11 protein-coding genes are annotated in these 12,884 nt (G+C 39.9%); 4 read left to right on the forward strand and 7 right to left on the reverse strand.

Annotation, left to right across the window (positions count from 1 at the left end; translation table 11 throughout):
• The first annotated feature begins 200 nt into the window (after nt 1–200).
• Nucleotides 201–716: a hypothetical protein gene (locus F902_RS07815; RefSeq protein WP_005202476.1), complete on the forward strand. Its 516-nt coding sequence runs from the start codon at nt 201–203 to the stop codon at nt 714–716.
• 67 nt (nt 717–783) lie between these two features.
• Nucleotides 784–1,047 carry a ribosomal protein L7/L12 gene (locus F902_RS07820; protein ID WP_005202477.1) on the forward strand — a complete coding sequence of 88 codons (264 nt, stop codon included), beginning with the start codon at nt 784–786 and terminating at the stop codon, nt 1,045–1,047.
• Between the two features lie 37 nt (nt 1,048–1,084).
• Here F902_RS07820 and paeA read toward each other — a convergent pair whose 3' ends face one another.
• Nucleotides 1,085–2,413, reverse strand: a complete 1,329-nt coding sequence (paeA, locus tag F902_RS07825) for a polyamine export protein PaeA (protein ID WP_005202478.1) — start codon at nt 2,411–2,413, stop codon at nt 1,085–1,087.
• A gap of 201 nt (nt 2,414–2,614) precedes the next feature.
• Complete coding sequence (locus F902_RS07830) at nt 2,615–3,616, reverse strand: LysR family transcriptional regulator (protein WP_004808464.1); 1,002 nt, start codon at nt 3,614–3,616, stop codon at nt 2,615–2,617.
• A gap of 530 nt (nt 3,617–4,146) precedes the next feature.
• Between F902_RS07830 and F902_RS07835 the strand changes: the two genes are divergently transcribed.
• Entirely contained in the window at nt 4,147–5,751 is a 1,605-nt protein-coding gene (locus F902_RS07835; RefSeq protein WP_004808463.1) for an isocitrate lyase, read from the forward strand.
• A 310-nt stretch (nt 5,752–6,061) separates the two neighbouring features.
• Here F902_RS07835 and F902_RS07840 read toward each other — a convergent pair whose 3' ends face one another.
• The 3 genes from F902_RS07840 to F902_RS07850 form a co-directional block, all read right to left on the reverse strand.
• Nucleotides 6,062–6,688 (reverse strand): superoxide dismutase, encoded by a 627-nt coding sequence (locus F902_RS07840; RefSeq protein WP_005202479.1) that lies wholly within the window; start codon nt 6,686–6,688, stop codon nt 6,062–6,064.
• 230 nt (nt 6,689–6,918) lie between these two features.
• Complete coding sequence (locus F902_RS07845; RefSeq protein ID WP_005202480.1) at nt 6,919–7,539, reverse strand: superoxide dismutase; 621 nt, start codon at nt 7,537–7,539, stop codon at nt 6,919–6,921.
• A 348-nt stretch (nt 7,540–7,887) separates the two neighbouring features.
• The gene (locus tag F902_RS07850) at nt 7,888–8,646 is read right to left on the reverse strand and encodes a Nif3-like dinuclear metal center hexameric protein (protein ID WP_005202481.1); all 759 of its coding nucleotides are present in this window, start codon (nt 8,644–8,646) and stop codon (nt 7,888–7,890) included.
• A 188-nt stretch (nt 8,647–8,834) separates the two neighbouring features.
• Between F902_RS07850 and F902_RS07855 the strand changes: the two genes are divergently transcribed.
• On the forward strand, nt 8,835–10,022 hold the full coding sequence (locus F902_RS07855; protein WP_004808459.1) for a trypsin-like peptidase domain-containing protein: 1,188 nt from the start codon (nt 8,835–8,837) through the stop codon (nt 10,020–10,022).
• A gap of 329 nt (nt 10,023–10,351) precedes the next feature.
• On the opposite strand, the gene F902_RS07860 is transcribed toward F902_RS07855, so the two are convergent.
• Both F902_RS07860 and F902_RS07865 read right to left on the reverse strand, forming a co-directional pair.
• Nucleotides 10,352–11,557 carry an MFS transporter gene (locus tag F902_RS07860; RefSeq protein WP_005202483.1) on the reverse strand — a complete coding sequence of 402 codons (1,206 nt, stop codon included), beginning with the start codon at nt 11,555–11,557 and terminating at the stop codon, nt 10,352–10,354.
• A 150-nt stretch (nt 11,558–11,707) separates the two neighbouring features.
• Nucleotides 11,708–12,844, reverse strand: a complete 1,137-nt coding sequence (locus tag F902_RS07865) for a porin (protein ID WP_005202491.1) — start codon at nt 12,842–12,844, stop codon at nt 11,708–11,710.
• Nucleotides 12,845–12,884: the final 40 nt, after the last annotated feature.

Below are 12,884 nucleotides of genomic sequence, written 5' to 3' on the forward strand. Positions count from 1 at the left end.
ATACGGGTAAAATAATATTATCAGGGTAAAAATAATTATGCAAATAAATATAGCTTCAAAAGATCTGATTCAGTTGGAGAGCTAGCTCTCAAATCTGACATAAAAAATGATGCAGATAGAATGCCAATTTTCAATTTTATTCTGCTTTGATATCGCTTTTATGAGACAATGTTTTTTTATTTTTGTGTATTAGGACTCCCATGATTGAGCAATCTCCTGAATCTTTAAGCGATATCGAAATTTTAGACATTTTACAGTCTATGAAAAAAGATAAGCTGGATACGGAAGCAAATGAGATTATCCGTAATGGGGGGAAGGCTGGGCGTCAAGAAGCACACAAACAAGCTTTGGTTGCACTGAATACAAGCTTTGAAGAAAAGTTTGTAGAAGCAGTTACGCTGGCATTAGGTTTGAATGCCGGTCAGGCGAAAAAAATTCGCTATAAAAAAGATCGTATCCGTATTTTAAAAGTGCGTGGTATTGATTATTTAGCGATTGATGGTGCAGAAACCGCTCAGGTCTTGGCTCAGGTTGCTCAAGCGATTATCCGTGAAGATGCAATCGTGACAGAAGGTCTACACAATATTTTCCCATTTTGGAAAGAAGGTTGGCCAATGGTTCAGTTTGATAATGCTTATAAGATCTTGGCAGAAGACATTGCTATTCACTATCAAGCGACCTTGGATGAACTCATCTCAATGTATGGTGGGAATTAAGGAATTATAAACCTCCTGTTCTGATCAATGCGGTTGCCAATAGAAAATAACAAGGATTGTTACTTTTATGAATTTACCACCGACGATTCCTGCAGAAGCTTTAGCCATGCTTCGTGCAGGGCAGCTGATTGATGCAATTAAGATCACGCGAGAAAAAACAGGTTTAGGTCTTAAGGAATCTAAAGATTTAATTGATCAGTATCTTCAAGATCATCCACAAGAACAGGCGCAGATTCAAGAGCAGTTGGCGCAGCGGAGTCGTGGTGGAATCAAAGTCTTTATTTTAATTTTACTGATATTGGCTGCCGTGATCTGGTTTGTTATGAAATAAAAAAAGCCCATATATGGGCTTTTTTTAGCTTTCAAGATTAATCATCTTGGGATACTGGAGATTCACCTTCGAGATTTGGTAAAACTTGGGTTACCAGCAATTGGTCAATTTTATAGTGGTCAATATCGACAACTTCAAATTTGAAACCAGCATATTCAACAGCATCGGCAGGACGTGGGATCTTGCGTAAACGATACATGATAAAGCCTGCAATCGTTTCGTAATTCTCATTTTCAGGGAATTCTTCGATGGTTAATGCGTGTTTTACATCTTCAATTGGTGTACTGCCATCAATCAGCCAAGAATGATTATCGCGTTTGATAATCTGCTTTTCTTCATCCATCGGTGTGACCCAGTCGCCCATAACCGTGATCATAATATCGCTGAGCGTGATAACACCAACAACCAAAGCATACTCGTTGATCACAACAGCAAACTTTTCTTTGGTTGAACGGAAACGATCCAGCAATTCAGACAAGGTTAAAGAGTCTGGAATAATCAGGACATTACGGATGGTTGATTCATTGAGTTGGGTAAAGGATTGATTGTTTAAGATGCGTACCAGAATATCTTTGGCATCGACATAACCAATCACTTGATCAATATGTTCACTGCACACTAAGAATTTTGAATAAGGATGTTCAGCCAGTTTTTGACGAATACTCTGTTCAGGTTCATTCAAGGTGAAATAAACAATATTTTCTCGTGCCGTCATGCTGGATGGGACAGTTCGTTCTTCAAGCTCAAATACATTTTCAATGAAATGATGTTCTTGTTTTTGTAAGACACCAGCTTGTGCACCGGCATTTACAATGGCAGAAATATCATCAAAAGTCATACTATCATCGCGTTTAGTATCAATTTTAAAGATTCTAAAAATTGAATTTGCAATGATATTAATAAACCAAGCCAATGGTCTGCAGATTTTGATAAAGATCGTAATTGGATTGATGACTTTAATGGCTAGTTTTTCTGGGAAAATCATGGCCAAACGTTTTGGCATCAAATCAGCAAATAAGATAAATAGGGAAGTGACTGTTAAAAAAGATAAGCTGAATCCGATGGTATCTGCCCAAGGCCCCGGGTAAAGCTCAGTCGCCAAATTGTGGAAGTAAGGACGCAATGAGGATTCACCGACAATACCCCCCAAGATCGCAACAGCATTCACACCGACTTGCGTAGATGCAAAAAAGTCTGCAGAGTTTTCTTGTAACTCAATGACTTTATTTGCTCTTTCCTCACCGCTTTCAGCAATGAGTTTGAGTTTGAGTTTTCGTGATCCAGCAATCGCGATTTCAGATAAGGATAAAAAGAATGAACATGCGACTAGAAGAACTAGAATCATCATGCTTTGTAAAATATCCATACATCACCTATGTTGATAGGACACAGCCTATAAAGTCGCTTATGCAAATAATTGTTTGTAACGCATTATTTCACTCGCTTATTCTTTAAGAGAATATAATCTATCAATAAGTAAAAGAAATAAATTTTTATTGATATTATTATTAAAACAATCAGCCACACAGAAAATATGGCTGAAAATTCATCTTGTTAATGTGTCAGTTTAGAAAAAACTATGTGGTAATTGTGAATTGCCATTATTCAACAAATACTCACGATTTTCTTCTTCAATCATTTGACGTGCAACAAATAGGATCAATTGTCTGAGCCAACGATGTGCAGGATGATGATGTAACAACGGACACCAAGCCATTTTAAGTTCAAATTCGGGAATATAGAACGGAGGATCCTTTATAACCAGTCTAGGATTCTGTGTTTGTAAGCGTGCCATACGTGTTGGTAGCGTCGCGATTAAATCTACATTTTGCGCTAACAGTGCTGGCATTTGATAATGACGGGTAAATACAGAGATCTTACGGCGTTGACCGATACGCTCTAACGCTTGATCAATCCAACCTAATCCAGCTTGTTTTTCTGGATTAACACCAAAGCCGACACCCATACCTGTTTTAGATACCCAAATATGCTGTGCATCTAAATAGCTTTTTAAATTGAGATGAGTCACTGCAGGGTGTTTATCATTTAAAATACAGCTAAAACTATCACGCCATACTAAGACCTGGTGGAAGCTTTGCGGGATTTCGTTGAAGCGGTTAATGGCTAAGTCAACTTTACCTTGTTCCATATCACGGTAGGATACGTCACTTGGGGTTAAGAAATCCAAGACCACGTTTGGTGCTTCTGAGCGTAAAGCTTTTACTAAACGTGGAACTAAAGTCGCTTCGGCATAATCGGATGTCATAATCCGGAATACACGATTACTGGTATAAGGACGGAATTCAGTACGCGGTTCAAGGATCATTGACAGATCAGCTAGCGCATCTCGAATACGTGGCTGTAATTCTAATGCGCGTTCTGTTGGCGTCATGCCCTCAGAAGAACGAATGAGTAGGGGGTCGTTAAATAAATTACGTAAACGACGCAGAATATTACTCATCGCAGGCTGGGTAACGCCCAATTGCTCTGCTGCGCGGGTGACATTTTTTTCACGAAGAAGTACGTCAAGATAAATTAATAAATTGAGATCGACGCGCTCCAGATTCATAAAAAAAATACCGAAAATAAAATCCTTGAATTGCCTTGAATTATGACATATCCAAAGGGATTTGTGTAACTTAATCCTACATAAAAGCAACAGCCTCAATGCTTATGCTTCAACTTGGCACATTCTGTCGAATTATTTAATTTTGACGGCTTTTTATGCTGTGGTTTTGTATTCAAATTGAAGGAAAATACACAGAAAAATTGTCATTTTCTGCAACTCAAATAAGCAAGTTTCAGCTTTTTATGAACTGATGAGTCTAGAAAATGGGGCTAAAATTTGATGCTTGGCCCAAGTTGTGTATTTTGTAAAATTAATAAAAACAAATACTTGTTTGGTGTTTTTTGTATTCTTGAAAAATGGTTATACATATATTTTTTTAGAAAATACTGAAGATTAAGCCAGAATATTGGATAAAACACTTGCCAAAGACTAAGCTGTGATACATGTTGATGAGGTGCTTTAAATCTAGACTAATTAAAATCAGGATTTATTAGCAATCATTCGATGCCAATCCGCAAAAGGAATATATCATGTCTACATATCAAACAGCGATTGATGCAATCCGCGAACTAAAAGCAAAATTCGGCGACACTTGGCGCGATATTAGCCCAGAAGATGCTGCGCGTATGCAAATGCAAAACCAATTCAAAACTGGTTTAGATATTGCTAAATATACAGCTGCGATTATGCGTCGTGATATGGCTGCTTATGATGCTGATTCTAGCAAATATACTCAATCATTAGGTTGCTGGCACGGTTTTATCGCGCAACAAAAAATGATTGCGAACAAAAAATACTTCGGTACAACTGAACGTCGCTATATCTACCTTTCTGGTTGGATGGTTGCTGCACTTCGTTCAGAATTTGGTCCACTTCCTGACCAATCTATGCATGAAAAAACTTCTGTACCTGCTTTGATCGAAGAAATCTACACTTTCTTACGTCAAGCTGATGCGAAAGAACTTAATGATTTATTCCGTGCGCTTAAAAAAGCAAACGAAGCTGGTGATACTGCTAAAGCTGCTGAAATCACTGCTCAAATCGACGGTTTCCAAACTCACGTTGTGCCAATTATTGCGGACATCGACGCTGGTTTCGGTAACGAAGAAGCGACTTACTTACTTGCACGTAAGATGATCGAAGCGGGTGCTTGTGCACTTCAAATCGAAAACCAAGTATCTGACGCGAAACAATGTGGTCACCAAGCTGGTAAAGTAACAGTTCCACACGAAGACTTCATCGCTAAAATCCATGCATTACGTTATGCATTCTTAGAAATGGGTCTTGATGACGGTATCATCGTTGCGCGTACTGACTCTGAAGGCGCTGACTTGACTCAAAAAATCCCAGTGGTTAAAGAGCCAGGCGACATCGCTTCTCAATACATCAGCTACTTAGATACAACTGAAATTGACATTGCTGATGCTCAAGAAGATGAAATCTTGATCAAACGTAATGGTAAATTACACCGTCCTAAGCGTTTAGCTTCTGGTTTATATCAGTTCCGTGCTGACACTCAAATTGACCGTGTTGTACTTGACTGTGTATCTAGCCTTCAAAATGGTGCAGACCTTCTTTGGATCGAAACTGCGACTCCAAACGTAGAAGAAATCGCTCACATGGTTAACCGTGTACGTGAAACTGTTCCAAATGCGAAGCTTGTTTATAACAACAGCCCATCGTTCAACTGGACTTTAAACTTCCGACAACAAGCTTACGACCGTTGGGTTGCTGAAGGTAAAGACGTTTCTGCTTACGACCGTGCTAAATTAATGAGCGCTGAGTACGATGCTACTGAATTAGCTGCTGATGCAGACGCTAAGATCCGTACATTCCAAGCAGATGCTGCTCGTGAAGCGGGTGTATTCCATCACTTGATCACACTTCCGACTTACCACACTGCTGCGCTTTCTACTCATGAGCTTGCACAAGGTTACTTCGGTTCTGAAGGTATGTTGGCTTATGTTGCTGGCGTACAACGTAAAGAAATCCGTGGTGGTATCGCTTGTGTTAAACACCAAGCAATGGCGGGTTCTGACATCGGTGATGATCACAAAGAAATCTTCTCTGGTGACAACGCTCTTAAAGCACACGATGATGCTAAAAACACAATGAACCAATTCGCTGCTCACTAAGCACTGAACTGATTCAAAAGAAAACCCTGCGAAAGCAGGGTTTTTTTATTGCTTTAAAATAAATACTTAAGACTGAATCTTTGTTTCAAGAAAACTAATTAGGGTCTTTCTGATTATTCGTGATGAGACGCTTTCTATTGAAAGAATTTATTCAATGAGATCTATCTTTATTAATCTAAGGACGATGTAAAAGAGACTTTATTTAAAAAGAGCAAGTGAATTGAATGGCTGAGTTGAATGATTCCATCAAAATATAAGCATAAAAAAACTGCTCATAAAGAGCAGTCTTTTAAGTTTGGGAAATAATAAATTATTTCTCAACACCTGCTGGTTGACCTGCAAGTTTAGCATTTGCATAGTCCCAGTTTACTAAGCTTTCTAGGAAAGTTGCGATGTACTTAGGACGTAAGTTACGGAAGTCGATGTAGTAAGCGTGTTCCCATACGTCGATGGTTAATACTGCAACTTGGCCATGAGCAAGTGGAGTATCTGCATTGGCAGTTTTAGTAATCGATAATTTACCGTTTACTTCATCAGCAACTAACCAAGCCCAACCTGAACCGAATTGAGTTGTTGCAGCAGCAGTAAATTCCTCTGCAAACTTTTCGTAGCTACCAAAAGCTTCTTCAATTTTCGCTGCAATCGCACCTGTAGGTTTACCACCACCATTTGGCTTCATGCTGTTCCAGTAGAACGTGTGGTTCCATACTTGCGCAGCGTTGTTAAAGATACCTGCTTTAGATGCATCACCAGCAGACGCTTTGATGATTTCTTCTAAAGATTTACCTTCAAGGTCTGTACCTTTGATTAAGTTGTTTAAGTTAACAACATAAGTATTGTGGTGTTTGTCGTGATGGTATTCTAAAGTTTCGCGAGTGATGTGTGGCGCTAAATCATCATAGCCATATGGAAGTGCAGGTAAAGTAATGGTTGTCATGTTTCATTCCTTGCAAATTTGCTGGGTTTTACATTAAGTGCCTTTATTGTAAATGATTCTATAGATAATAGGGCAGTCTTTTAATACACAAAATATGCAAAAAATTTCGTTATGAGACATATACGATACAACAATGATTAGAGTTTTTAGCTCGTTTAGTGAACGTTCTAAGACACTCTAACCCGTTTTTTATGGAGATACTGAATCAGGCCGAGCTGATTCGAAAATTATTATACTTTTGCTTGTAACGCTTGGTGATAACGGCGATTGACCTCATTCCAATCCACCACATTATAAAATGCAGCAATATATTCAGGACGGCGATTTTGGTATTTTAAATAATACGCATGTTCCCATACATCCAGACCTAAAATAGGTGTATTGCCATGCATCAAGGGTGAGTCTTGATTGCCGCTACTTTCGACCACTAATTTGTGTTCAGGCGTGACGCTCAGCCATGCCCAACCACTGCCAAAACGACTAATCGCTGCCTTGGTGAATGCATCTTTAAAAGCATCGAAACCACCAAGTTGTTGATCAATGGCTTCAGCAATATCACCTGTAGGTTCTCCACCACCTTGCGGGCTCATGACTGTCCAAAAAAGTGAATGATTTGCGTGTCCGCCACCATTATTGATCACCATATTTTTAAGATCTGCTGGAACTTCATTCACTTTGGCGACTAGTTCCTCTACAGGGAGTTGTTCCCATTCTGTGCCTTCAATTGCGCCATTAATATTATTGATATAGGTCTGATGGTGTTTGCTATGATGAATTTCCATGGTTTTGGTGTCAATGTTCGGTTCGAGTGCATCATATGTATAAGGAAGCGCCGGTAAAGAATAAGCCATGTGTTTGATTCCTTTTGTAATCAATGTGGTTTTATTACGATGAATTGAAGCGCCTTCATTATTTATTTAAAAGCAAATGAGAATCAATGTCTTTTAATTTGCTTTTATCTATGCGAAATGGAGTAAAAAATAAATTTTATTTATCATTTGTCTGTTGGGTCTTGAATTGACTTGCCAATGAAAGAAAGGGGATGTGTTCTGGGTTAGGCTTTATAAGCCCCAAGATAAGGTAAAGACGTTGCAATGCTGGTGGTGTTAACGCAAATCTTAATTTGAAAATGGATTCATTTAAAAATTATGAAGAGAAGGAGTGAAAATAATTCCACTCCTTCAAATGGTTGACTCGAACTAGATCGGATTGTTGAGTTCGAAGTATTCGGTTTTGATTGAAAACTGTTTGGTAATGGCCTGTGCTAAACGCTGTACACCATAACGTTCAGTTGCATGGTGACCACATGCAAAATAATGTACCCCTAGTTCTTTTGCTTCATAAAAAGTACGTTCGCTAACTTCGCCAGAAATATAAGCATCACAGTCTGCTTGAGCTGCTTTTGCAATAAAATCTTGAGCACCGCCTGTGCAGAAGCCTACTTTTTTAATTACAGTTTTATCACTTGGTAGATGAATCACATTAAAGTCAAAAATGCTCTGTAACTTCGCCTTAAATTGTTCTGGACTTAGCGGATTGTCTAAATAGGCAATGTTGCCAATTGGATGCTTTTCGTTTGGATCCAAAGCTTCTAAATCTTTTAGACCGATCAAATCGGCAATAGCGATGTTATTGCCCAAAGTTGGATGTGCATCCAAAGGCAGGTGATACGCGATCAGGGAAATATTATTTTGAATCAGTTTCTTGATACGATTGCCGCGCATGCCTGTAATTGGGTAGGGTTCACCTTTCCAGAAATAACCATGATGGACCAGTAATGCATCGGCTTGTTGGGCAATTGCAGCATCAATTGCATCTTCAGATGCAGTCACGGCACATACAATTTTATTGACTTCAGGCTTACCTTCGATCTGTAAGCCGTTTGGCGCGTAGTCTTTAAATTCATTGGCTTTTAAAGTCTGGTTACACCATTGCACAATGTCATGCAAATTTGCCATGCGATTCCTCAAATGATTTACATCTTTTCTCAGCAACAATAAGAACATATTTTCAAATGTAACTAAAGCTAGACAAAACTTTTTTAACTTTTGCATTGATTTTAAGCAATTTACTTTACAATGGTGGAAACTTCCAGTTCTTCAATAAATTACGTTCATTACATAATTTCGCCTAGAGGATAATAGACGTGCGCCGTGCATTTACATGGTTACCTTGGGTATTACTCATTCTTGTTATATTTAGTTTTCTGGCTTGGCAGAAATCACATCAACCGAAACCAACGGTGGCTGCTGATGGGGTAAAAATGCCAGCAGAAAAGGTTGAACCACTGATTGATACCACGCGTACGGGTGGGGTGGTTTCGTATAGTGCTGCGGTCAAAGTGGCGGCACCTGCTGTGGTGAATATCTTTACCACACAGAAAGTGAAACAGATGAATCATCCATTATTGAATGATCCTGTATTTCGTGAGTTTTTTGGCAATCAAATGCCGCAACAACCTCAAAACGAAAACAGTTTGGGTTCAGGCGTCATTGTACGTGCGGATGGTTATATTTTAACGAATAATCATGTGATTGCGCAGGCTGAGCATATTGTCGTGGCTTTACAAGATGGACGCCGTGCTGAAGCGACCGTGGTTGGCACTGATCCAGACACCGATTTGGCGGTAATCAAAATTGAATTGGATAAATTACCGGTGTTGCCATTTAAATTAAGTGGTAATGAAGTGGGTGATGTTGTGCTCGCGATTGGTAACCCATTTGGTGTCGGTCAAACTGTGACTCAGGGGATTATCTCTGCTACGGGACGTTCGGATTTGGGCATCAATACCTATGAAGACTTTATTCAAACCGATGCTGCGATTAACCCAGGTAACTCTGGCGGTGCATTGATTGATGTTGCGGGTAATTTGATTGGGGTCAATACGGCGATCTTCTCGCAATCGGGTGGTTCACTTGGAATTGGTTTTGCGATACCTGCCAAAGTGTGTCAGCAAGTTCTTAATTCCATCTTGAAAGATGGGCGTGTAGTACGTGGTTGGTTAGGAATTAGCTTAATTCCAAATAACATTGATGAAGATGTTTTGACCGCTAAACCAGTTGGTGTCACTGTTGCAGATGTATTACGTGGCGGACCATCTGATTCTGCAGGGATTAAGCGTGGCGATAAGATTATTCAAGTGAATAATGAGCAGATCTCTTCAGCATCGCATTTGATTAATTATGTTGCGTTACAAGCACCAGAAAGTTTAATTGATGTGGTGATTGAGCGTGAAGGCAAACAACAAACTTTGCAGGTTAAAGTTGGAGAGCGTAAAGTGCAACAAAATGCACAATCGCAATATATTCCATTGCCTAAGCGTCAACAACAGTAAGGCCGCTTAGATGATAAATAAGGGCTGCCAATGAGCAGCCTTTATTTATTTGAAGTCATAAAAAAAGCGTGTTGATCGACTGATCAACACGCTTTTTGCATTTTATCGACTTTTTTATTTTTCATTAAAGCATCGAAATTTGATGGTTTGATGACAGAGTTTTGATGTTTATATGACAAAGACCAAGCACAAGCGCTCTGCTTCAATGTGCACAAAATGCTTGATTGAAGTACTCAAACAAATCAGGGGTTTGAAACCAGATCAAGATCGAAAGACTCATCAAACACAGAAGCGTGACAAACAATAGCAACTTAAAATGACGTTCTATATTAGTCATGAATCACAGCCTCTTCATTCACGAAAAGATGGATGACAACACCAAAAGCACTTAGCACTAAACAGGCGAGCCAAATCATATTGTAGTTGCCTGCAATATCATGATTGACCCCACCGAGCCAGCCGCCAAAGAATGAGCCGATTTGATGGGTAAAGAACACAATACCACTGAGCATGGATAAATATTTGACGCCAAACATATTGGCCACAATCCCATTGGTGAGCGGAACAGTGGAAAGCCAGAGTAGTCCCATAATGATCCCAAAACTATAAACGGTCAATGTGCTGAGTGGGAGTAGTAGAAAAGCAATAATAGCAATACCGCGTAAACCATAAAGCAGCATCAGCAATCTTGGTTTTGAATAGCGATCACCTAACCAACCTGCACCATAGGTCCCTACAATATTAAATAGACCGACCAGTGCCAAGAATATCGTACCTGTTGTGGCATCAAAGCCATGATCAATTAAATAACCAGGTAGGTGTACGCCTAAAAATACCACTTGGAAACCACAGACCAGAAAGCCGAGCGATAACCACCAAAATGGTTTGTGTTTTCTTGCGATGTGTAAAACCTGTTTAAAGCTTAAACTTGGCTGATTTAGCGCTTTAGGTGCTGTAGAAGCAGGGGATTTCAATAACCAAGCCAAGGGGACAATGAATGCAATAGCAAAGGCACTCACCAGCAAAGCAGAAGACCAACCGATGGTTTTAAGGAATAACAGAGTTGAGGGCAGCATAATAAACTGCCCAAAGGAACCCGCAGCACTGGCAATCCCCATGACCATACTGCGTTTCTCTGGTGGTGCAGCGCGACCAACCGCAGAAAGCAATACGGTAAAAGAGGTCGCAGATAAGGCGAGTCCAATCACGAGCCCTAAGCTGAGGTTAAGTAAGAGTCCTGTAGAGCTAAATGCCATAAGGACTAAGCCAATAGCATAGAGTACCCCTCCCGCCATCACGACTTTTTTAGTACCGTACTTGTCAGCAATCGCACCGGTAAAGGGTTGTGCAGCCCCCCAGATCAGGTTTTGCATGGCAATCGCAAAACTAAAAATATGATGGCCCCAACCAAAACTATCGCTCATGGGTACCAGATATAAACCAAAGCCATGGCGTACACCCAATGAAAGTGCGAGAATCAGCGCACTTCCGATCAGCATATAGACCAATTGTTTGGAAAATTGAGGGTTTGACATTGTTGTTGTAATCTTGGAATAAGTGAAAAGTATTCTAAAATACTTCTCATCATATTTCGATTCCCTGCAAAAATAATTGTGACAAGATGCAAAGTCATCAAAACAGTCAACTGTAAATTGACCGTTTTGTTTCAAATGGCAGGATATAATTTAGAACTTAAATTCCAAGCCTAATCCGACAACAGGTTGCTTGTCTTTTTTATCTGCTTGTTCAAGTGTTAAATAACCTACATAGCCATAGCTTTTCACCTGCTTACTAAAGGCATAATCAGCCCCGGCCATGATTTGTTTGGCTTTAAAATCAGCTGTGGTGTTTTTAAAGTGAGTATCATTCTGGCTATATTGTGCTTTGAGTATCCATTTTTTTGCATTTGGAAGAATATATTCGGCACCCACTAACCAACCTTGAGCATCATCAATATTGTTGGCTTTTGTGGCCCATTTTGTTGTTTCTGTTGGATCTGCATAGCTAGTTTCTTCAACATCGGAACGTTGATACAAGCTTTTAATCGCCAAGCCTTCAAACGGATTTAAACGTCCGATGGCACGTATGGTATTTGCTGCGGCAAAAGCTTGTGTGTCGGCTGTATAAGCCTGTCTTGTGGCAACATTGAGAAAGCCACGTCCTGCAAAAGTGCTTGGAATGGCTTTGTCATAGCCAAGTCCTGCGACAAAAAATGGATGTTCATAAACCAGACTGGCAGACCATGCATCGCCTAAGCCGCGACCTGCGACTTTTGCACCGCCGCTGGATGTTTTAATTCCAGATGATTCTCCAGTGGCGAGCAGAGCATTCAGTTTAACCACGCCTTGAGAGAGATGAATGGCTGGTGATTCATAGAGAATGACGTTATCGATACGGTTTTCTCCAGTCAGAATCCCACCAATATCTGCTTTATTTGCCACATAATTATTGAAAATATCAACTGTGCTTGAGAGCTGTTTGACCGGCGTATCATGTTTACCCACTTTGATGGTGCCGAGTTGACTGTCCTTTAATCCGACAAAGCGGTTTCGTTGCGTCCAGTCTGTTCCATCGCCGTCAGCACTTAATCCCCATTCAATTGCATAGACCGCACTTAGATGCTCAGTCAGTTTGTCATCTCCTTTAATGCCTAGATATGAACTATTGGAGCTAACCTCCCACACATCTTTATTTGAGCTGTTGGCATTTTTTTCTGGCAAGTAATCGATACTTGCATCAATTTCCCCATAAAGTGTAGGTGCTGCAAAAGTAGTACTGGTTAAGCATCCAAGCATGGCAAAGCCAAGAAGATTCAATTTCATATTGAGACCCCTGAAAAATGGTGTTGAAGTATTTAATTTG

Source organism: Acinetobacter higginsii (assembly GCF_000369525.1).
Taxonomy (GTDB): Bacteria; Pseudomonadota; Gammaproteobacteria; order Pseudomonadales; family Moraxellaceae; genus Acinetobacter; species Acinetobacter higginsii.